The sequence below is a fragment of the Pseudomonas sp. GW821-FHT07G10 genome (assembly GCF_059418545.1).
In genome coordinates this window covers 33,979-56,994 of record NZ_JBWKQB010000026.1, presented here as the reverse complement: position 1 = coordinate 56,994, position 23,016 = coordinate 33,979, and the positions used below count along the sequence as shown (strand labels likewise).

Below are 23,016 nucleotides of genomic sequence, written 5' to 3'. Positions count from 1 at the left end.
TCGAGGAGCCTCGCTGCGTGATCATTACAGGCCATTGATACGTGCGGCGCCACTAACAGATCTGTTAGTGGCGTTCCTCAATCCTCTCTGCTATTCGCAGAGCGAAATCGCCTTACTCAGGCCTTCTGGTTCAAGCTACTGGTCGCCGCAGTGCAAAATCCGGTCGCCGCAGGACGCTTTGACGTCTGACGGGCTGCGTAAGGTGATGGCACGGCGCACGAAGACGCCGAACCTCACAATAAACGACCTGCCGAGCGAGACTTCTCACATGAAAAGACTGTTCAACCGTTGTCTGTTGATTCTCTCCGGCACCGCACTGCTCAGTGCCAGCGTCATGGCCAGCGAAGCGGCCTCCTGCAAAACCGTGCGCATGGGCGTGGTCAACTGGACGGACGTGATCGCCACCAGTGGGATGGCCGACGTGCTGCTCACCGGCCTTGGCTACGACAGCAAACAGACCAGCGCCGTGCAGCAAATCGTCTTCGCCGGTATTCGTGACAAGCGGCTGGACATCTTCCTCGGTTACTGGAAACCGGCGATGGATCAGAACATCGCCCCCTTTGTCGCCGCCAATCAGCTCAAGGTCATGGACAAACCCAGCCTGGCCGATGCCCAGGCCACCTTGGCAGTGCCTGAGTACGTTGCGGCTGCGGGGCTGAAAACCTTCGCCGATATCGCCAAATTCAAAGACCAGCTAGGCGGCAAGATCTACGGCATCGAACCCGGCAGTGGCGCCAATACCACCATCAAGACGATGATCGAGACCAATCACTTTGGCCTCGGTGGCTTCAAACTGATCGAGTCCGGTGAAGCCGGGATGCTTGCCGCGGTCCAGCGTGCGGTGAATCACAAAGAGTTCGTGGTGTTCGTCGGCTGGACCCCACACCCGATGAACATCAACATGAAGATGACCTATCTGACCGGCAGCGAGGACGTCTATGGCCCCAACGAAGGCGCCGCGACGGTCTCCACCGTGACCGCACCGGACTACGCCCAGCGTTGCCCGAACGTCAACCGCCTGCTGGAAAACCTGACCTTTACCGCCGCGCAGGAAAGCCAGTTGATGGTGCCGATCATGGCCCGCAAGGCGCCTCAAGATGTGGCCAAGCAATGGCTGCGCGATCACCCGGAGGATCTGCAACGCTGGCTGGCGGGTGTGACCAGTGTGGATGGTAAGGATGGCGTCGCTACCGTACAGGCCAGTCTGAAACCTTGACGCCCAACCGAGTGCCGTATGACCGATTACCCGCTCTCTCCCGAACTCCTGGCATTCGTCGGAAAAACCTTGAGTTTCAATAGCCTGGATAGCAGTCTTAAAGGTCTACGCGAAGCTTATAGCCGCATGTGCCGGGCGTTCACCCCGCCCCGGCCTGCGGGGTTGGCCGTGACGGAGTTGCGTCTGAATGACGTACCGGTGCGCGCTTACTGCCCGACCACTGCGATGCCCACCGATGGCTGGCCGTGCATCGTCTACGTGCACGGCGGCGGCTGGGTCGTTGGTGACCTGGACTCCCACGACTTCATAACCGCCGAACTGGCAGCCCGACTTCAGGTGCTGGTGCTGGCGGTGGATTATCGGCTGGCTCCAGAGCATCCGTTCCCGGCAGCCTTTAACGATTGTCTGGCGGTGTGGCGAGCGCTGGACAGTGATGGTTGCCCGTTTCAACTGGACCTTGAACGGCGCGTTGTGGTTGGAGACAGCGCCGGTGGCAATCTCGCTGCCGCGTTGTGCCTGGCGTTACGAGACGCCCATGAGCCGTTACCTGCTGCGCAGGTGCTGATCTATCCAGGGCTGGGCGGCGATGCGAGTTTGCCGTCACGCAGTGAATGCGCCGATGCGCCGTTACTCAGCACCAACGATCTGGATTGCTATCACGCGCTGTATTTACCGGGTCCAACGCAGCGTTCGCCCTATGCCATGCCGTTACTGGCAAACGACTTCAGCCGTCTGCCACCAGCGTTTATCGCAGTGGCGCAGTTCGATCCATTACGCGATGACGGCGTATGTTTCAGTGATCGGCTGAATGCCGCTGCCACACCGGCCCTGCTGTATCAAGGTCAGGGCCTGATCCACGGCTGCTTGCGGGCGCGTGGTCTTGCCGTTGAAGTTGATAAGCTTTACGAGGCACTGTTCGAGTATTTACGCGGGTTTCCTGGAACCCATTGTGGCGGGGAGGCTTTGTTGTAACAGCCGGTCGACGCTCGATTGGTCCGGGCGGCGTTCCGACGATGGGCTCAAGGGCGGCGCGTTTATTCAGAAAACACGCATCATCGTTAACGTCCATATCGCGAGCAAGCTCGGCTCCTACAAAAAGCTGCGTTCGCTTAACTGAACAGCATTGTGCTCCTACAGGGCATTGGGGCTTGCCCCCTCGCCACCGCCACAATTTTTTTATTCCTTTCCTTCCCCCTCTTGACGACCTATCAGGTTCTGGTGTCTCCTGAAACCGGTTTCAGCGAAGTCTCATGACCGCTGCTTCCCAATAATTCCAATAAGAAGGTCGTACACCGTGAACAGTTTTTCCGCCGCCCAACGCAGCCGCGTCACCATGCTCGATGTCGCCGAACGCGCCAGGGTCTCCAAGGCCAGCGTGTCACGCTTTATCGGCGAAGACCGCGCCTTGCTCTCCGATGCCATTGCCTTGCGCATCGAACAGGCGATCAGCGAGCTGGGTTATCGCCCGAACCAGATGGCCCGAGGACTGAAACGCGGGCGCACCCGCCTGATCGGAATGCTGGTGGCCGATATCCGTAACCCTTATTCGATTGCCGTGATGCATGGCGTGGAAACCGCCTGCCGTCAGCACGGCTACAGCCTTGTGGTGTGCAACACCGACCGCGATGACGAGCAGGAACGTCAGCATTTGGCGGCGTTGCGCTCCTACAACATCGAAGGCCTGATCGTGAACACCCTCGGCCATCACCTGGACCAATTACGCGAACTGCACGATGAAATGCCCATGGTGCTGGTAGATCGCAAGGTCGACCAGTTGCACAGCGATCTGGTCGGCCTGAATAACCCCGCCGCGGTCCACACCGCCCTCACGCACCTTGAACAACAAGGTTATCGCGATGTGTTGATGGTCAGCGAACCCTATGACGGCACCAGCTCGCGGATCGAACGGGTCAGCAGCTTCACCGCCGAGATCGCGCAGCGCCCGGCCCTGCTCGGCAGGGTTGTTGAGACCGGTGCCGAGCTGACCGCACGCCTGCAAGCCTTTCTCGCCACGCCCGGCCCCGGCCCGAAAGCCCTGTTCTGCGCCAACGGCATTGCTGCGCTGGCCAGCACCCGCGCGCTGCGTGAGCTGGGTTGCGGGCTGTTCGAGGATGTGGGCTTGATCGCCCTGGATGATCTGGACTGGTACCCGCTGGTGGGCAGCGGAATCACCGCCCTCGCCCAGCCCACCGAAGCCATCGGCGCCAGTGCATTTGACTGTTTGCTCAAGCGATTGCGCGGGGATGACGGGCCGGTACGGACGCTGGATTATCCGGCGCAGTTGATTGTTCGAGGCTCGACGCGAGGGGTTTGCTGACTGACAGGCCTCTTCGCGAGCAATCGAGCGTCGACCGGCTGCTCCTACAGGTTCAGCGCTGTCCTTGTAGGAGCGAGCTTGCTCGCGAAGAGGCCCTCACAGACAACACAAATATCCGATCAGCATCATTCAAATTTTTTGAACCTTTTTTTGAACAAAAATGAAACCGGTTTCAGAGGTCGATAACCATGAATCAATCACCCGTTTCCATCAGCCTTTCCAGCTACGGCGCCGAGCTGGTTCGGCAACGCGGGCAACTGGCATTCGTCGAGTTGCTGGCCAGCGCCGGAGCCAGGCGCATCGAGTGGCGTGAAGAACTGCTCACCGCCGAAGACCCGCGCGAACTGACCCGAGCCATCGAACAACAGGGACTTGAGGCGGTGTTTTCTTCGCCGCTGGAACTCTGGGTGGCCGGGCAGTCGCAACCCAACCCACTACTGGCCGCGACCCTGAAACGGGCACAGTCCTTCGGCGCACGATGGCTGAAAGTGTCCCTGGGTTACTTCACCGACAACAGCGACCTGCACAGACTTGCGTCCTGCCTGGCACTGCATCCGGTCCAGTTGCTGGTGGAAAACGATCAGACCTTGCAGGGCGGACGCATCGAGCCGTTCCAACGGTTCTTCGCCCAGGTCGAGCAACACAAGCTGCCGGTGCAGATGACCTTCGACATCGGCAACTGGCAATGGCAGGACCAATCAGCCGCCACCGCCGCACGCTTGCTGGGCCGCCATGTAGGTTACGTGCATTGCAAGGCTGTCACGCGCAGGGCCGACAGCAAGTTGGTGTCGATACCGCCCGGCCCCGGCGACCTGCATCTATGGGAGCAGCTGCTACAGCACATGACCCAAGGCGTAACCCGGGCGGCGGAATACCCGTTGCAAGCCGATGACTTGCTGCAATTGACCACCGAGCATGTCGCTGTCCTGGCCCGACTGGGTCAGTCACGGCTGGAGAGCGCCCATGTCTGAGATCGATATTCTGTCGTTCGGCGAAACCATGGCCATGTTCGTCGCCGAGCAAACCGGTGATCTGGCGCAGGTCGGGCACTTTCACAAACGCATCGCCGGGGCTGACAGCAACGTCGCCATCGGCCTGTCGCGGCTGGGGTTCAACGTGGCCTGGCTGAGCCGGGTCGGCGCTGATTCCCTGGGGCGTTTTGTGGTCGATACGCTGCAATCCGAGGGTATCAACTGCGCCCATGTCGAAGTCGATCCGCTGCACCCGACCGGTTTTCAACTCAAATCCCGCGAAGACGACGGCCGTGATCCGCAAGTGGAGTACTTCCGCCGGGGTTCGGCCGCCAGTCATCTGTCGATCGAAGCGATCCGTCCACAACTGCTACAAGCCCGTCACCTGCATGCGACGGGCATTCCGCCGGCGTTGTCGGCCACGGCCCGCGAACTGTCTCGCGAGCTGATGACGCAAATGCGTGCGGCCGGGCGCAGCGTTTCCTTCGATCCCAACTTGCGGCCGGCCTTGTGGGCCAGCGAACAACAAATGATCACTGAAATAAACAAGCTGGCCGCCCTCGCCCACTGGGTATTGCCGGGGTTGAGTGAAGGTCGCTTGCTCACCGGCTTCGAAGACCCGGCCGACATTGCCGCGTTCTATCTGGACCACGGCGCTGAAGCGGTGGCGATCAAGCTCGGCGCTCACGGCGCTTACTACCGTACCCGTCAGGATCAGGGTTTTGTCGAGGCCGTGCCGGTCGAAAACGTCGTCGATACCGTCGGTGCCGGTGATGGTTTTGCAGTGGGCCTTATCAGCGCGCTGCTGGAGAACGACAGCTTTAGCGACGCGGTGCAACGCGCCAACTGGATTGGCAGTCGTGCGGTGCAGAGCCGCGGGGATATGGAGGGGTTGCCGACACGTGCCGAATTATCAATTGCCCTCGATTGCCCGCGAAGAGGCCATACCAGTCACTGTAAAACTTGAAACAACCCCGTTACCTGCTGCGACAAAAACAACAAGCTCAGGAGCAACATCATGCAAACGTCCAAACTCGCCACCCGCCGCTGGTGGTACATCATGCCCATTGTGTTCATCACCTATAGCCTGGCGTATCTGGACCGGGCCAATTACGGCTTTGCCGCGGCCTCCGGGATGGCCGCCGACCTGATGATCACGCCGGGACTGTCGTCGTTACTCGGCGCACTGTTTTTCCTCGGATACTTTTTCTTCCAGATACCGGGGGCGATCTACGCGCAAAAGCACAGCGTGAAGAAGCTGATTTTCGTCAGTCTGATTCTCTGGGGCACCCTGGCGACACTGACCGGGATCGTCTCCAACGCTTACATGCTGATCGTCATCCGCTTCTTGCTCGGGGTGGTCGAAGCGGCAGTGATGCCGGCGATGCTGGTTTATCTCTGCCACTGGTTCACCCGCGCCGAACGCTCGCGAGCCAACACCTTTCTGATCCTCGGCAACCCGGTGACCATGCTCTGGATGTCGGTGGTGTCCGGCTATCTGGTGCAGCACTTCAGCTGGCGCTGGATGTTCATCATCGAAGGCCTGCCGGCAGTGCTCTGGGCATTTATCTGGTGGCGTCTGGCCGATGATCGTCCGGCCCAGGCCACGTGGCTCAGCGATACCGAAAAGCAGGACCTGCACAGTGCGCTGGCCGCCGAACAGGTCGGGATCAAAGCGGTGAAAAACTACGCCGAGGCCTTCCGTTCGCCGAAGGTGATCATCCTCGCGCTGCAGTTTTTCTGCTGGAGCATTGGTGTCTATGGTTTCGTGCTGTGGCTGCCGTCGATTCTCAAGCACGCGGCACAGATGGACATGATCGAGGCCGGCTGGCTGTCGGCATTACCGTATCTGGCTGCGGTGATTGCGATGCTCGTGGTGTCGTGGGGCTCGGACAAAATTCAACGGCGCAAGCGCTTCGTCTGGCCGCCGCTGCTGATCGCTTCCGTGGCGTTCTATGGCTCCTACGCCCTGGGCGCCGAACATTTCTGGTGGTCATACGCCTTATTGGTAATCGCCGGGGCCTGCATGTACGCGCCTTATGGACCGTTTTTCGCCATCGTCCCGGAAATCCTCCCGGCCAACGTTGCCGGTGGCGCCATGGCCTTGATCAACAGCATGGGCGCCCTTGGTTCTTTCGGCGGCTCTTATCTGGTCGGTTACCTGAACAGCTCCACCGGTTCGCCCGGTGCTTCCTATCTGTTGATGAGCGGCGCGTTGCTGCTGTCGGTAGTGCTGACGATTTTCCTCAAACCGGGAGCCAGTGACCGGGCGCAGCCCAAGGTCTCGCCAAGACGTCCTCTGGCCGCACACTCCTGAATTGAACTGAAGGTGAACACGATGAAAAAGCACGTCGTCCTCTACAAGAAACTCTCGCCAGAACTGATGGCCCGTTTGCATGAACAGGCACAGGTAACCCTGATCGACAAGCTGGACAGCGACGGTTTGAGGCGTCTGCGCGATGCCTTGCCCAGTGCCCAGGGTTTACTCGGAGCCAGCCTGCGTCTCGATGCCGACTTGCTCGATCTGGCGCCACAGCTGGAAGCCGTCGCCAGCGTCTCGGTGGGCGTCGACAACTACGACATCGACTACCTGACACGGCGCAATATTCTGCTCAGCAACACCCCTGATGTGTTAACCGAAACCACCGCCGATACAGGCTTCGCCTTGATCCTGGCGACGGCCCGGCGAGTGGTCGAGCTGGCCAGTCTGGTCCGCGCCGGGCAATGGAATCAAAACATCGGGCCGATGCATTTTGGCAGCGACGTGCATGGCAAAACCCTTGGCATCATCGGCATGGGGCGAATCGGCGAGGCGCTGGCTCAACGTGGGCATTTCGGCTTTGGCATGCCGGTCATCTATCACAGTCATTCACCGAAACCGGCAGTGGAGAAGCGCTTCAATGCGCAGTACCGCAGCCTTGCGCAGTTATTGCAGCAAGCTGATTTCATTTGCCTGACCTTGCCACTGACGGCCGAAACCGAAGGTCTGATCGGCGCTGAGCAGTTTGCGCTGATGCGCCCGGAAAGCATCTTCATCAACATTTCCCGGGGCAAGGTGGTCAATGAAGCCGCGCTGATCGAGGCGCTGCAACAGCGGCAGATCCGCGCGGCCGGGCTGGATGTGTTCGAACGCGAACCACTGGGACACAACTCGCCGCTGTTACAACTGAACAACGTGGTGGCGACGCCGCACATTGGCTCCGCCACCCATGAAACCCGCGAGGCCATGGCCCGTTGCGCGGTGGACAATCTGCTGGCGGCACTGGCCGGCGAGCGGCCGCTGAACCTGGTGAATGGATCGGTGTGGGAGAAGCGATTGAAGGTGGTCTGATAGACATCAGGTGCCTGTTACACCGCTATCGCGAGCAAGCTCGCTCCTACAGTTGATCTTGGGTGTGCACCGAATGTGTGTCTGACGCAGATCCAATAATGTAGGAGCGAGCTTGCTCGCGATGAGGCCGGCCCCATCGCCGCCAATACTCAGACCGGCCGCTGTTCCTGCAAATCCGCCACGCACCGCACTATCCGCCGACACGCCTCGGCCAGGCGCTGCTGATCCACTACCAGGCCGATCCGGATATGCCCTGCCGCGCTGGGGCCGAACGCCTCGCCGGCGAGCACCGAGACGCCATATCCCTCCAGCAGGCGCTCGGCAAATACCTGGGCGCCAAGCCCTGTTTCACGAACATCGACCATCACAAACATACCGCCGTCGGGCGTCACGGCAGTGATACCGGGGCAATCGGCCAGGCGTGCACAGACCAGATCCCGTCGCCGGCGATACTCGTCACGCATCTGCGCAAGCTCCGGCAAATCGGCATCAAGGGCGACTTCAGCCGCCTTCTGAACGAAATCCGGCAAGCCGAACAGCATGCACAGCGACAGATGGATCAGGTGTTCCGTCAGAGGCTTTGGGCCGATCACCCAGCCGACCCGCCAGCCGCTCATGGCGTGGGATTTGGACAGACTGTTAAGGGTCGCCGTGCGCTCGGCCATGCCCGGCAGGCTCGCCGGGCTGATGTGCTCGCCTTCGTACAACAGGTCGCTGTAGACCTCGTCGCTGATCAGCCACAAATCGTGCTCAATGCACAGCCGCGCCAGTGCCTGCCAGATTGGCAGCGACAGGCTTGCTCCCGATGGGTTGTTCGGACTGTTGAGCAACATCGCCCGGGTCCGGGGCGTGATCAGCGCTGCAACGTCGACCGGATCAACGCGAAAGCCATTCTCCGGACGCACCGCCACCGGAACCACCTTGGCCCCGCAGGCGCCGAATACACCTTCGTAGGTCACATACATCGGTTCGGCGACGATCACCTCGTCGCCCGGATCCAGCAGGCATTGCGCGACCGAGTACACCGCACATTGCGCACCGGGTAACACCACGACGTGATCGGCCTCAATCGCCTGACCACTGCGCCGGACATGGCGCCGGGCGATGCTGTTGCGCAGCGAGCGGTTGCCACGCACCTCCGAGTAATGGGTATCGCCGGCCAACAGGCTGTCGATGGCGGCCTGGACAATCGGTTTGGGGGTGTCGAAGTCCGGGTCGCCGACTGACAACAGCACCACATCGGCGCCCTGCTCCAGCAACTCCAGTGCTCGGTAGTGAATCTGCCAGGCCGCTGCTCCGTCGCCGGCAATACGTTGGGTCAAGGCTGAATAGCGCATGTCTCTCTCCTGTTGCGCGAACTCCAGCCTAAACCCTAACTTAAATCACAAACCGCGCCACCATTGCATTCAAATCCACCGCCAGTCGCGACAGCTCATGGCTGGCGGCGCTGGTCTGGTTGGCACCGGCAGAGGACTGGCTGGCCAGGTCACGGATGTTTACCAGGTTGCGGTCCACTTCCCGCGAAACTTGCGCCTGTTCTTCCGAGGCGCTGGCGATCACCAGGTTGCGTTCGTTGATCAGGTGGATCGACTGGGTGATCTGCTCCAGGGCAACGCCGGCAGCGCGGGCCATCTCCAGGGTACTTTGAGTGCGTTGATTGCTTTGCTGCATCGACTCGACCGCCTGGCCAGTACCGTTCTGGATGCCAGCGACCATTTTTTCGATTTCCTGGGTCGATTGCGCCGTGCGATGGGCCAGCGCGCGAACTTCATCGGCCACCACCGCGAAACCACGACCGGCTTCACCGGCACGAGCGGCTTCAATAGCAGCGTTGAGCGCCAGCAAGTTGGTCTGCTCGGCAATCGCCCGGATCACGTCCAGCACCTTGCCGATGTCACGGCCCTGCACGGCCAGGCCTTCGATCATCGCCGAGGTGGTTTGCACATCCAGAGTCATGGTCTGGATCGCACCGACGGTTTCCACCACCCGGTCGCGACCTTCGCGGGCCGCCTGGGTCGACTGGTTGGACGCCTCGGAGGTGGAGACCGCATTGCGCGCCACTTCCTCCACGGCGGCGGTCATTTCGTTGACGGCGGTCGCTGCTTGTTCGATTTCGTTGTTTTGCTGTTGCAGGCCGTGGGACGCTTCCTCGGTGACCGCGCTGAGCTCTTCAGCGGCTGATCCGAGTTGCGTCGCCGAGCCGGCAATCTGCTCGATGGTCTTGCGCAGATTGGCCTGCATGGTGGACAAGGCACTGAGCAGGCGCGCCGGTTCGTCGTTACCATCGACGATGATCGGCTTGGTCAGGTTGCCGCCGGCAATGATTTCGGCGGCTTCGACCGCCTTGTTCAACGGCGTGACAATGCTGCGGGTGAGCAACCAGGCCAACAACACGGTAATCAGCGCCGCGACCACTGAAACACCGATGATCCCGTGCCTGGCAGTGTCATATTGGTCACCGGCCTCGGTATTGGCTCTTGTGGCATCGGCTCTGTTGATTGCAATGAGTTTGTTGAGCTGCTCGCCCATCTGGTCGGTGCCGTCCTTGATTCGGGTATTGATCAAGGTACGCATCTCATCGACTTTGTTCTGCCGCGAGAACTCCATCATCTGGTTCTGCGCTTGCAGATAACTGTCCAGGGTCACTGTAAAGCTCTTGTACAGCGCCGCTTCTTCGCCTCCCGCAGGCAATGCCGCGTAGCTCGATTGTGCCTGCCTGACCTTGTCCATCAGTATGACGATACGTGTTTCAGCTTCCTGCAGACCGGCCGCCTCACGGTTGACCAGCACCCGGAACGACAAAATGCGCAGACGCAATACGTTTTCCGTGATGCTCCCCAGGAAAGCCACGCTGGGCAGCTGGTTGCTTTCCATGTCAACCGAAGCCTGGCGGATGATCGACATGCGGTTCGCGGCGAACACGCCCAACACGACGACAAGCAACGCAATGAACGCAAAACCGAGGAAGGCTCGAGGCGCGATATTCATACTTCGTAGGGACATGGGATAGCTCTCGGGTGATGTAGGGCTGCGAGCATCCATGCGGTAGAGACTGCCAGGCACGGGACCGTGCTTCACCGGACAGTTGGGCGCCACTCTTGGGGTGTCTTGTGTGGACCTGTCACTGATATCGGCAGAGCTTGAAGTTTTATGCGGCCGGCCCTGAAATATTCCTCAAAAAGCGACGAGCGGTGCAGGCGAAGGAATCCTGACTCCATAGCAGGCGCTTCGTCGCGCCTACGCGGTGAATATGCCTACTTGAATCAATGTCAGTGGATGACAGAAACGCCTTTGACCTCTGAATTAAAGTGCCGCACCTGTTAGTTCTTACAGGTTCCAAGGTCGTTGAATCCGTTTATAACTAGCCCGAGCCCACAGCACCGAAACAGGTGTCTGTAAGCCGGTCGCGCGAACCACGCCCGTTTGAAGTAGGAAGGATCCGTTGCGCCCACATCATAGATGGATAAATGGGAGAGTCTTTCATGCACAGTTCGAACCCGATCACCGCCCGGTCCTCCGTTACCCAGTCCCCTCTTCACGCAGTGGGAACCGAGCACCTGGAAGGCATAACACTCACCAAAAGAGAAAAAGAAGTCCTGCAATGGAGTGCCAGAGGCAAATCTTCCTGGGAAATTGGCCAGATCTTCAGCTGCAGCGAAGCCGGCGTGAATTACCACTTCTGCAACATTCGCCGCAAATTCGGCGTGAATTCGCGTTGGACTGCGGTGATCAAGGCGCTGGAACAAGGCTTGATCCATTTGTCTTGAACCGGGCTGGCCGCGGTGTCCGGCGCTCCAATGGCCCTCATAGAGACACCGCATGAACCCGGCACATACGCCCCTGCGCCCGCCCCTTGTTCAACCCCTTGGTAATGCCTGCGACGATGCCCTCGTATCGCGCCGGCATTGCAACCCAAGGCCCCGGCGCATCATCCTCGCCGACGATCACCCTGTGGTGCTGATGGGCGCCGGAATGGCCCTTTGTTCACCGGCCCCTACCCCCTACATCATTGTCGCCGAAGCGCAAAATGCCGATGAATTGATCGACCAACTTGAGCGCACACCCTGTGACATTCTTGTCAGCGACTATTCGATGCCTTATGGACGTTTCCCCGACGGCCTGGCGCTAATGGGTTATCTGAAACGTCATTTCGGTCATGTATCGCTGATCGTGATGACCATGTTGCGCAACCCTTCCCTGTTACAAGCCTTGCTCAACAGTGGCGTCTGCGGCTTGTTCGACAAGCGCAGCCCCTTGAACGAACTGAAACTGGCAGTGCAAACCGTGAGCAAAGGGCGTCGCTACCTCAGCCCTTCTTTTGCCGACATTCTCAAGGCCCAGACCTTGCCCCGCGCAAGTACTGACGCGCCGCGGGTCAGCCTTTCCGAACGAGAAATGGAAGTGGTGCGCCTGTTCGTCCAGGGCCTGTCAGGCCGGCAGATCGCCGCGCAACTGAACCGCAGCGAAAAAACCATCAGCCGACAAAAACGCACCGCCATGGACAAGTTGGGACTTGGCCATGACAGTGCGTTGGTGGAGTTTGCGCGGGTGAGTGGGCTAGGCGGATGAAATCATCAGCGACGCACACTAGAAGCGGATTGTTCTAGCGTCCATTTTTCTAGTGTCCATTTTTTGATTTTCTTTTCATCAATCATGTAATCACGGCGCTTACTCTGCTCTTTGAGAATTTTTCTATCCAGTTCATCTATTTCAGATTGGTAGGGGTTAGCTTTCGGAGCACTTTTTGGTGATGCTCTTGCCGGTTTAGCTACCGGCCTCGATGGGCCAGGAAGAGGCATTTGCCCTCGTGCCGATTGATCGATATATCCGGAAGGATTGCGGCTTTTTGCGAGCTCAGAGATATTGCCTCTTTCAACATATAGTTTGCTGGGCTGGATGGTTGTCGAAACGGGGGCAGTGCTCGGCACCGCTGAGAGACTTGGCGCACCGGATGCCTTGCTCCCCCCTTTGATCACGTCATCTGCATTGCCACTGACCAATTTGCTTGTACCCGCGGTTGCGTTGGTCGAGGAGGTAGCCGCACGAGCAGCAGTGACAACAGTGCTACTCTGCGCCGTTCGCGAAGCCGTTCGAGCTACACCTGTGCCAAACTCTTCCGCTACTTCTTGAAGTGCCTGTCTAATAAAGGAAACCGGCATATGCCCCGTCGGGTCCGTATGTTTAATCGGATTCCCCAGACAATACGTATACGTATTCAATCCCCCCTCCCCAAACGGGCTCCAACTGTCCGGGCTGTGAAACCGCATCAATAACGGACTGAACGCCCGATAGCCTTTACCCAGCAAATACCAACCGGTTTGCGTTTCACGCAGCTCGCCGTTGTAACCCAAATGGCTGCTGACCGACGATTCATCAGAGCGATGACCATAGGGCGAGTAAGCGATGTCCTGGAGCGCATCCCGACTGACCTCACACAGCACGCTGTTCTTGTCGTCACTGGCCAGCAACAGAGACTTTGGGTCAGCACCGGCCTGGTGCTCGGCGAGCACAATGCCATCAGCTCGTACGAAGGTACTGCTGGTGGAACCCCGAAGCTGATTCGCCAGCTCGCCGTTCTGGTAGAAACGCTGTTCGTTGCCGCCAGACGTACCGCGTCCGTTCAAGGTGTCCATTGAGTCATAGTGATAGTCATGGGGCGTTTCGCCGGACAAGGCGCTGACGCTGATCAGACGGCTCAGGCTGTCGTAGGCCAGGAGGCGACCGGCTTCATCCTGCAACAGGTTGCCGTCAAGGTCGTAGGTAAACTCGAGTCTGTCTGGATAGTCCGGTTGCAAGGTATTGGTGATCGCCGTCAGTTGGCAGGGATCGGCCTTGTTTGTGTACTCGTAATAGCTCGAATTGCGCCCCCCCTCGAACGTGGTCTCCACGAAGTCCAGATTGTCCTGCGCATCAAAACCAAACAGCTGGCTCTGGATGACCTTGCCGTAAGGGTCCTCGGGCGCCTGGCTGCCGTTGCAGGTGTATTCGACCAGGCGTCCGCGCGGGTCATAGACGTAGATTTCGTCACGCAGCGTCTCAGTGCCTTGCCTCAAGGTACGCTGAGTCAGCCGGTCGACCTCGTCGTAGGTCTGGCTCAGCGTCTGTTCGATCCCGTTGCCCAGGTCGAATTGACGCAGCACTTCCCGACCGAAATCATCGTACTCAAGATCGATCTTCAGCTTTTGCACGCCATCGATGGTTTCGATCGTCTTGAGTTGTCCCAGCTCGTCGTAGGTGAACGTCGAGCGTGTATTACCCAGCGCGGTAGCGGTCAATCGGGCGTATTGGTCGTATTCGTAGGTCTGGGTTTGCTCGAGCACATCGGTATAACTCATCAACCGTGCTTGCCGACTGTACTGATAAGACATCAAACGCGGCTCTTCGCCCGCCTGCTCCCGACGCTCGCTTTTCAATTCGCCGGTGCTGAAGTACTCGCGAATGAGGGTATTGCCCTGCTCCTGCGTGCGTAGCAGACGAGCGTTTTGGGGGTCATATTCATATTGGGCGGTACTCTCGACGGCGATCCGTTGCTCCGGGTCTTCGCCAAGTTCGGGTCGGTAGACATAGCCGGTTTCCACACCGCTGGGACGCTTGACGCTTTTGGGCTGGCTTTGCCCCGGATCGAATGTATAGACACTTTTACGCCCGCCGGTAATGGAAACGATCATCCGGTCCAGACCATCGAAGACTTGTTCCCCCAGTACTACGCCGTTGACACTGATCTTCACCGGCAGGTCTTCGCTGCTGTGCCCGGCATATTGGCGCTCGACCTCGTTGCTGTCTGGCAACAGGGTTTTGGTCATCCGGTCGAAAGCGTCGTATTCATAACGCGTCCAGTTGCCGACAGCGTCGTATTCCTCGGCGGTCCGCCCAGTACCGTCATAATGGTAGAGATGTTCGCTAATCTGCTGACCGCCCAGGTCGATACGTTTGACGCTGTCAGGCTTGTCGAACAGGTTATTGGTAGTAATGGTTTTCCCCATGCCCTCAAGCCATTTTGTGGTGGTGCGGGCAATCGGGTCGGTGACCTCATGTTCCTCGACACCATCGGGCCGGATCACGCTGCGCTGCTCATTCCAGTCGTCATAGTTGAAGAGGCTGGTCAAGGGCAGGTCTTTTTTCCCTTCCCAATCGGTAACGGTTTCACTGGTCAATTGCTCACGGTTGTTGTAGGTCGCACGGTAGATCTCACGGAACGCCTGCGGATCGCCGCCCAGGGCATCGGCGTCCCGCCGGGTTTCTGTGAGCACCCGGCTGTGCCCGTCCAGCCAGGTGATGGTCTCGACGCCCTTGACATCCCTGGCGCTTTGCTTCGCTTGCTGGCCAGTTGCGTTGGTCAGCGTGTAGGTATAGTTGCGGCTGGCCTCATAGCGTGTGTCCGGGGCCACGGTTTCCTTGGTCACCCGACCCAGCAGGTCGTACTCGTAGGCAATTTCCACATCATTGTCGTCACGGTTGAGCAGCGGTTCGCCATTGAGTAGCGAGTGTTCCAGCGTGATGACTTTTTTCTGCCCGTCAAACCCGCTCAAGGTGCTGACAGTGTGCAATACGGTTTCACCGGCGCGCACGTTTTGGGTTTTGCTGTAGGCGTAACCAGTGGTGGTGGTTTTGCCGTTGAGGGTCAGTGCGTCCTGCAGTTTACGGCCGTGTTCGAACGCATTTTCGGGGGCCTCGATGTAGCTGAAGGCGCTGTGTTGCAGAGCCTGCTCGCCATTAAGCAGTGTCTCGTCGCTCAAGGCCAACCAGGGGCCGCTGCCGGTCAGTCCCTTGTATTGGGCGTAGCGATAGCGGGTGTGCAGGGTCGGTGCACTGCCGTAATCGGAGTGGGCCGGGGTCACGGTTTTACTCTTGAGGTTGCGCACAAACCCCTGCGGATCGGCCGGGCAGCCGTCTTCGCCTTCGGCTTTGTACCAGGTGCTGGTTTCGGTTACGCCGTTGGCGTTGACCTGGGTCAGCAGGTTGCCGAAATTGTCATAGGTGGTACTGACCACTTCGGTGTGCCGGGGCACGGTGGTGCTGACGTTGCGCCAGGTCTGGGTCACGGTTTTCGGCAGTTGGCAATACGCCGGCTGGTCCTTGAAGTTCAGATTCGGATCGATGTAGTACTCGGTCTCGGTCACCAGCAGAGTACCGTCCTTTCCGGCAGCGGCGGCCTTTTGCGACACCTCTTCGCGCACCATCAGATGAAAACGGTTGAAGACCCGTCGGGTTTCTCGTACAGGCTTGCTGGTGAAGGCGTCCCAGAGGATCTCGGTGGTCTGGTACTGATAAGCGCCGGCGACTTTATAGAGGTTGTCCAGGCCATCGTCGCTCCACGACACGCCGCTGCCAAAACCGAGAAAGTTGCGCCCGGCCTTGTCGTACTCATAGCGGGTTTCGATCGGCGGCTGGCCGAAGCCGGGATCGCGCACGTGGGCTGCAACCCGGGGCAGGCTGCGGCCACTCAGGCCCGGGAAATGGTGCGGCGTGCCCGAATAGCTGACGGTTTCATGGCCGCCGCTCGGGGTATACACGTGCTTGAGGCAGGTCAGGTCGTTCAAGAAGGTGTAGTCGAAGCGCCAGGACGCCTTGTCCTCGGTCGGCAGGACGATGCTCCTGGTTTCACCGCCAACGATATGGAGCACGAACAGTGCTTCGAACGCGCTGCCCGGGTGCAGCTTGAGCTGCAGGACGTTGCTGGTGCGCTCAAGGCTGAGCAGGAGTGTGCCGTCGGCATTGCGGATGCGGCTGAGCAGCGGGTCGGTGCCGAAGGCCTGGTACTGGAGCGTGACGCTGTGGCCCTGGGGCGACCGCATTTGCACCGGCATGGCCAGCTCGCCTTGTCCGACCTCAAGAATCTCCACCAGGCCGGATTTATGCTCGACTCGGTATTTCGTTTTATTATTTTCCTGAAACTCATGAAAGTGAAAGGAGTCGAGTTTCTTCTCCGGAATGACCGTCCCGTTGGCATTCTGATCGACCCGGAAGCTTTCGCCGGTGTACAGCGACAGCACCCGACTGTTGGGATTGAACTGCGAAAGTTGCAAGTTCCAGCCTTTGCCGAAACCGCTGTCACCGGCATTGAGCGGGTTGAAGTTCAGTTGCAGCGGCACGACCGGGCCGCACAGGTGATTGGCCTTGAGTTCGGGCAATGAAATGGCGCAGGTGTATTGTCCGGTACGCGGGTCGACCTGGCTGAGTATAAAACTCATGAAGTTGAAGGCGTTCGAATGCACAGAGGTAGACGAAGACATAGTGCCCTTCCTGAAAAAACAGTGATTTAAAACGGCGCGACCTGGATCGGTCGCGCCTCGACAGAGTTGCCGATATTACTGACCGATGATCTTAAGCCTGTTTCGATTAGTACCATCGAAACCAATGTTTACACTGTGTTCATTTCCATAATGGTCATAAACAATCACATCGAGGGCCGAGCCGAAATCGGCATTCGCATATTGATCGTATCGCCAGTACTCACGGCGTTGCAGACTGAACAATACTTCACCTTCCGGTACTGGAAACCCTCGTTGAACAGTTTCAGCTGGAAGCTGAAGTTGCTCGCCCAACCGCAAGCGCCGCATGAGAAGCTCATCAATATGCAAAATAGTATCGCCATCATCGTTTTCATCATCGCGAAGGGCATACCCGGTGATACTGTGAATATCCTCAAGTGAGGTATCACTTTCCCACTTGACCATGCTCGAGTTGCCGACGAACTTGATATTCTTTATAGACACCTGTTGGTTGTTGATCAACAGTTTCAAATAATAGTAATCCAGCGTGCTCAGATCGTCTTCATCGTCTCCATCGCCAACACCCACGCGGGTAGGGTCACTTAATTGAAATACCACACCGCCCACGGTCCCCCCTTCCGGTGGTTTAACGGCGACCAGGTTAACGACTGTGTGATTAGCCTCTCCGTCATCAGCGGAGGGATTGGAATAGAACGTCTCATAGCTATCGCTGCGCAACATGGCAGCGACACGCAGGTCTTCGACTTTATGACACTGAACGAAAAATTCCTTGACGCGCAACGCATTCGGCTTGTTCCCCTGAACCTTTAATGTAGGAGCAAGGCGTTGATGAGGGTATTTGTCGAAATTATTTTCAGCCTCGCTGTAATGCCACTTACCGCCTTGTGGTACGCCGTCCGCCCCCACCTGCGGTAACGGAATTTTTTGATCTGCCGAAACAAGACGGATACTGTCAAATTCACTGTCCGACAACTCCACCTCTTGGCCGTCGACATCACTGGGCCGCGCCCGAACCACTACCCTGGCCTGTTGCAGGCCGTTGGCGTACACCGTGGGGGGCATGGCGGTCACTTCAAAATCGAATACATCCATCTCGAACCAGTTCGACTGCCGGGCGTACTCGGATAAGTGAATGATGCTGTAGCCGAGCGTATCGAAAAAGTCATCCTCATAGGTCACCTTCACGACACTGTAAGGTGACGAAATAACCTTGGGCGCGGTAAACTTTCCAGTTAGTGGATCAATTTCCCCGCCCCCGGCAACCACTTCCCATTTAAACTGCTCTGGCTTATAAGGGCTCGGGACTCTCAGTAATGCAGAGCGGTCAGGCCTCACCCCTGGATGGAAGGCCGGTGTGATGTCCAGCGCGAAATTCCCTTGAGTCAACAATACCGTGGCAACGGTTTTTTCGCGGGTAATGGTATCTTCGACATCGAACAGCACCGCCTGCAGCGTGCCGTCGGGTAGATCCGTTGCCGGCGGAGTGTAGGTGGCCTCGCCCCCATTGGGAATCAGCGTGCCTACGCTTCCCCGCGGCGTCCACTTCAAGGAACCGCCGCCTAACGACGTCGCCTTGAGCGTCACGCTTTTGCGATCACTCATGTTGATCTGCGACATCGAAGGCGTCACCACCAGGCCGGCCAGCACCACTGTCAGCAATGCCGAGGCCGTCACTTCCTTGCCGGTGGCCTGGTCCACATACGTCGCGGTGACCACGTTGCGTACGGCGGTGCCTCCTAGTAACTGAGCGGCCGGCGCCGTGTACTCGCCATTGGTTATGCTGCCCTGCGCCGCGCCTTCGACAGCGCGAACGGTCCAGGTGACATTCTCAGCTCTTAAGCCCAGTTGCCGAATGGTGAAGGTTTGTTTCTCGCCGGCCTTGATCACCGGCAGCAGAGGGTCGAGGGTAAAGGTGGTTTCTTTCGGGTCGATATGACCGACCATGAGCAGATCGCCCGGCAGTCGCGCTTCGGTCAGTTGCAGGGCATTGCGTTCGGGGAATAGCAGGTTGCTGATGGCCAGGGCGCTGATTTCGGGAAGTTCAATATTATCGAAAGAGGTAAATTTTTCATTTATCGGTTGAGTGAGCTGCCTTACGAAATCGGCTTCGAAGTGCTCATGGAACCTTTCACTTCCCAACGCGTAATATTCATCCAGATTTATAGGACAGTCAACGACCGACTCTGGCAATCGCTTCAATGCAACCGTATTATTGGATCCGACTACCGGATCCAGAATGATATTCACTGCAGGTGAAGCATAGATATTAAAAGGCTTATTAAAGTATCTAGGAGGAACAATAATAAGCGGATTATAGCCATAAAGATTAAAGGGCTGCGTCTGTTTGCTATTCCATTCGAGTACACATCTACCTTTATCGTCACTCAATACGTTCAACGACTCATTCGGATCCCAATGTAAAAACTCAATACCCAGAGGACCCAGATTCGTTAATTTGTATTGATCAGCCGAATTACGAGAGTTCCATTCAAGAGAAATACCAGGGATATCGAACTTTCCCGCAATGGCTCGTAATGTTCGAGAAATCCCATTAGATTCTGACACTCGCTCAAATCCAAGGTTGTTACCAATCTGTTTCTCCAGAAAAGCCTGAATATACCAGTCATACATCACTCGACTGGCCAACACCAACGATCCCGAATAAATAGCTTTACCCGTCGCCGGATCCCGATCATTGGGAATCAAATAATCAAGCGCTTCTTCCGCCGGATCATTCCCATCTTCCGGATTGCCCTTGGTCCTGACCAACAGCACCACCGCCCCTTCACCGTAATCGTCGGAGGTGAGGTCTTTCCCTTCATCGGTCGCCATGGTCCGGATCTGGAAGGACTTCGGTGCTAGCAGATCGGCGTCCCGCAGGTCCAGCATACCCAGCTCGTAAACCCGGTCCTCGGGTTTTTGCTCCAGGAACAGGTCCCTGAAAAATTCCCCCAGCGTTTCTTGGGCCTTGGACTCTTTCACCAGATTACAGCTGCATTTAACGCCCGTGCCGAGATCGAGAATAACCCTGCCTTGTTCATTGACCGTGCCCGTGCTTTTGGCCAGGTCGATGTCCATGGTGAGGGTATGCCCCAGATTGGCGCTCACCATGTAACTATAGAGGACGGCCCCTGGCAGCTGCTTGGAGCCCTTGCGCACATACGAGACGGTGCCCGAGACAATATCCATGGTCGCGGTCACTCGCGAATCACGCAAAGAAGCCTTTTCGAAGCTCAAACGCGGGTGGCTTAATATCAGCCCGCTCAGCTCGAGCACTTCCTTGCCATCCGGAGTCATTACCGGCGCACCAAAGATCCGTTTCATAAAGCTGTCGCTATTGAAGCGGGTAATATATTGCTGCTCTAACAGGCTATTAACCTTGGCGCGGTTCATGAACACCACAGCGTCCCAGCCGAGGGTAATTGAATTGCCGTGCATTCTATTAGTCAGTTCAGCCAATGAATAGTTAGCCATGACGTGTTTACCTTCAGTAGCGCTAAAAGGGAAAGTGCCGACAACCGGGTTGCAGTCGCCGGCGTTATATCCTGCGGGGTCAACCTGCACTCAGGGTGACGTTTACTGTTTTAATCAATTCGGCGTATTTACCAAGGGGTAGCGGAATCGCTGCGACGGCATGGGTATCCTGAAAATCGCCTTCAAGTGTGGCTGACACCACAATAAAACTACCCGGGGCCGGGGACACCGGCTCTATATAATCACCGGTCTTGTCATTGAAGGTGCCCTCCCCCGCGAGCAACTTCCAAATCACAAGGCTCGGGTCTACAGGGCCTTTTTTGCCCCTGATCTCAAATTGAACCTTACCCGTTGATGGATCGCTCGCCTCAGACATCAGCAACGGGGTCCCGATCATCTGGTTATGGATCAAGACGTGGATATAGGCGTAAGACACTACGCCATTAGTGGTTTTTTTAATTTCGATCTTGTCCACAGAAAACGGTATCGCGGGGTCATCACTGCCGCCAGCGGTATACGCGCGTTTGTTGGAGTCATCTGCGACCACTGCCAGCGTAGAGCCCCACTGCGGTGTCAGAATTTTCCACGCCAGTTGGTCTCCACTTAACGCTTGGGCAGACAGCTCTTTAGTGTCGCCGGGGTCGCAACTGTCATACATCGGGTTGACCACGAGGGCGCCGTGGAGCACCGAGACCAAGGCTGAGCTTTGTACAGGTTTTCCGGCCAAAGTCCCTTGGGCGGTCACGATGACCGTGACAAAGCCATCGGGCAATGCGTCTCGAGTCGGCGCGGTATACAATCCGGTCGCACTGATCGTGCCCGGAGCGGCAATCTCCCCGTCCACATCCCTCACACTCCATTCGACGTTTTGCGGCATGGGCGTCAAGCTGAATTGCAAGGTACTGCCGGCCTCGATGGTCGAGTTCAAGGGCGCCATTACCGTGGTAGTGCGAAGCGGATCGATCTGACCAAATACGGCGAGATCCCCAGGGACGAACGCTTCGGTCAGTTGCAAGGCGTTATGGCCGGGGAATAGGAGGTTGCGTATGAGGAAGGTGTCAAGGGTGGGCGTTGATAATTCCTTGAGTATTTCAAGGAGTTTAGGACGGAAAAAATCTACAATTTTAGGGACCATATGGGTACCTACGTTCCCTATATCAGGTAAATTTTCATACCCCGTCATTTCCATATTGAACACAGATGAATCCATATTACGCTTGAAGCTGACGACACCCGTGTTTTTATCTAAAGCGACATCAAAATTAACACTGTAGTTGCATACGAATTTTAAATCGCCATAATCCCATTCATCACCTGATGGCCAGCTCCAATGAATCACCCGACTGTATCGAGGGGTGTATGTTTTATTCCATGTAAACTCAATGCGCGTACCACCACCCTTTATTGTAAGGGCAGGCCCTCCCTCATCCAGATTGAAATCCGAGTGCAAATCCGTTTCGAACGTCGCATCAAAATCATCGGCGCGAACTCTATAGTGATGAGTGAATTTCTCAGCGATCCCACCGGTACGGCCTCGCAAACTCCAGCCAATATCCTGTCCTCCACCATTCCCCGGAGTGTAATCCAGAAAACTTATCCCGTTTCCGATATCTTCAGTTGCCGGCCCTCGCATGATTTTGTCGAACAGCACCCGACTCGAGAGCAACATCGCTCCGGTGTATTTGGTCCCTCCCTCATCTGTTGGTATCAGATAAGTAGAATTTTTATTGGGGAAGCTGGTGGAATCCTGACCATCCTTCAAGGTAATGAACATCATGACCGCGCCGTCACCGTAGTTTTCAGCCCCCATCACCGCGAGAGGGTTGGATGCCATCGTCCTTATTTCGAAATTTTTGGGGGTCAATACGCCATTCAGGTCACCACTCAAACTTCCCAATGAAAAACGCTTCTGCTCCGGGGTTAACGTTTTCTGAAAATAGTCCTCAAAACGATCCCCGATTTGTTTCTGGGTAAGTGCACCTATCACAAAGTTTGCATTGAAGTTAGTTGCATTACTGATATCAATCAACACTGCACCAGGGCCGGTGACGGTGCCCTTTGTCACGGGTTGATCCATCCACAATTGCGGCCCGCCAACCGGCAGCACTTGCAGCATTTTCGAAACAAAGGTCGCGCCGCCAGAGTATTTCTTTGTGCTGACAATCATACCGCCGACCATATCCATGGTCAGACGAGCACGGGCTGGCTGATCGGGGGCAGACTTTTCAAATGAAAGCCAGGGTGCACTCAGCTTCAAGTTGTAGAGATGCTCCTTGTAACTATCGTCTCCCCACGGCATTACCATGGTGACAGGCTCAATATAACCATCCTCTGTATTGAACCGCTCGACATACAACTGAAACAACAGCTCATTGGCCTTGCGTTGATCGTAGAGCGTCACTGCGTCCCAACCATAGGTCAGGGATTTACCTTGCATACTGCTTACTAATTGCGCCAACGTTTGTTTGCTCATG

The 23,016-nt window shown here is 57.2% G+C and carries 14 protein-coding genes and 1 pseudogene; 9 read left to right on the top strand and 6 right to left on the bottom strand.

The genetic code is table 11. From position 1 onward, the window contains the following. Nucleotides 1–268: 268 nt before the first annotated feature. From AC07O1_RS23910 to AC07O1_RS23880, 7 genes are all read left to right on the top strand, one after another. Nucleotides 269–1,216, top strand: coding sequence for a choline ABC transporter substrate-binding protein (locus tag AC07O1_RS23910; protein ID WP_495090360.1), 948 nt, complete (start codon nt 269–271; stop codon nt 1,214–1,216). An 18-nt stretch (nt 1,217–1,234) separates the two neighbouring features. Further along, on the top strand, nt 1,235–2,188 hold the full coding sequence (locus AC07O1_RS23905; protein ID WP_495090359.1) for an alpha/beta hydrolase: 954 nt from the start codon (nt 1,235–1,237) through the stop codon (nt 2,186–2,188). Nucleotides 2,189–2,510: 322 nt separating this feature from the next. Next, nucleotides 2,511–3,533, top strand: coding sequence for a LacI family DNA-binding transcriptional regulator (locus AC07O1_RS23900; RefSeq protein WP_494991336.1), 1,023 nt, complete (start codon nt 2,511–2,513; stop codon nt 3,531–3,533). Nucleotides 3,534–3,721: 188 nt separating this feature from the next. Next, nucleotides 3,722–4,504 (top strand): sugar phosphate isomerase/epimerase family protein, encoded by a 783-nt coding sequence (locus AC07O1_RS23895; RefSeq protein WP_495090358.1) that lies wholly within the window; start codon nt 3,722–3,724, stop codon nt 4,502–4,504. Then, nucleotides 4,497–5,471 carry a sugar kinase gene (locus AC07O1_RS23890; protein WP_495090357.1) on the top strand — a complete coding sequence of 325 codons (975 nt, stop codon included), beginning with the start codon at nt 4,497–4,499 and terminating at the stop codon, nt 5,469–5,471. The genes AC07O1_RS23895 and AC07O1_RS23890 overlap by 8 nt, the downstream gene beginning before the upstream one ends. 51 nt (nt 5,472–5,522) lie before the next feature. Continuing rightward, a complete protein-coding gene (locus AC07O1_RS23885; protein ID WP_495090356.1) occupies nt 5,523–6,821 on the top strand; it encodes an MFS transporter in 1,299 nt (432 codons plus the stop codon). Between the two features lie 21 nt (nt 6,822–6,842). Continuing rightward, entirely contained in the window at nt 6,843–7,835 is a 993-nt protein-coding gene (locus tag AC07O1_RS23880; protein WP_495090355.1) for a 2-hydroxyacid dehydrogenase, read from the top strand. 149 nt (nt 7,836–7,984) lie between these two features. Here AC07O1_RS23880 and AC07O1_RS23875 read toward each other — a convergent pair whose 3' ends face one another. The 3 genes and pseudogenes from AC07O1_RS23875 to AC07O1_RS23865 form a co-directional block, all read right to left on the bottom strand. Then, complete coding sequence (locus AC07O1_RS23875; protein ID WP_495090354.1) at nt 7,985–9,172, bottom strand: pyridoxal phosphate-dependent aminotransferase; 1,188 nt, start codon at nt 9,170–9,172, stop codon at nt 7,985–7,987. Nucleotides 9,173–9,212: 40 nt separating this feature from the next. Continuing rightward, nucleotides 9,213–10,076: a methyl-accepting chemotaxis protein gene (locus AC07O1_RS23870; protein ID WP_495090385.1), complete on the bottom strand. Its 864-nt coding sequence runs from the start codon at nt 10,074–10,076 to the stop codon at nt 9,213–9,215. Then, a pseudogene (locus tag AC07O1_RS23865) lies at nt 10,071–10,823 on the bottom strand (MCP four helix bundle domain-containing protein); the annotation flags it as partial. The gene AC07O1_RS23870 and the pseudogene AC07O1_RS23865, both read right to left, overlap by 6 nt. Before the next feature lie 494 nt (nt 10,824–11,317). On the opposite strand from AC07O1_RS23865, the gene AC07O1_RS23860 reads away from it, so the two are divergent. Both AC07O1_RS23860 and AC07O1_RS23855 read left to right on the top strand, forming a co-directional pair. Further along, a complete protein-coding gene (locus tag AC07O1_RS23860) occupies nt 11,318–11,602 on the top strand; it encodes a helix-turn-helix transcriptional regulator (RefSeq protein WP_495090353.1) in 285 nt (94 codons plus the stop codon). 52 nt (nt 11,603–11,654) lie between these two features. Further along, complete coding sequence (locus AC07O1_RS23855) at nt 11,655–12,404, top strand: response regulator (RefSeq protein WP_495090352.1); 750 nt, start codon at nt 11,655–11,657, stop codon at nt 12,402–12,404. Between the two features lie 5 nt (nt 12,405–12,409). On the opposite strand, the gene AC07O1_RS23850 is transcribed toward AC07O1_RS23855, so the two are convergent. From AC07O1_RS23850 to AC07O1_RS23840, 3 genes are all read right to left on the bottom strand, one after another. Then, complete coding sequence (locus AC07O1_RS23850) at nt 12,410–17,068, bottom strand: RHS repeat domain-containing protein (protein ID WP_495090351.1); 4,659 nt, start codon at nt 17,066–17,068, stop codon at nt 12,410–12,412. A 75-nt stretch (nt 17,069–17,143) separates the two neighbouring features. Then, complete coding sequence (locus AC07O1_RS23845; protein ID WP_495090350.1) at nt 17,144–20,542, bottom strand: hypothetical protein; 3,399 nt, start codon at nt 20,540–20,542, stop codon at nt 17,144–17,146. A 79-nt stretch (nt 20,543–20,621) separates the two neighbouring features. Beyond that, a complete protein-coding gene (locus tag AC07O1_RS23840) occupies nt 20,622–23,015 on the bottom strand; it encodes a hypothetical protein (protein ID WP_495090349.1) in 2,394 nt (797 codons plus the stop codon). Nucleotide 23,016: the final 1 nt, after the last annotated feature.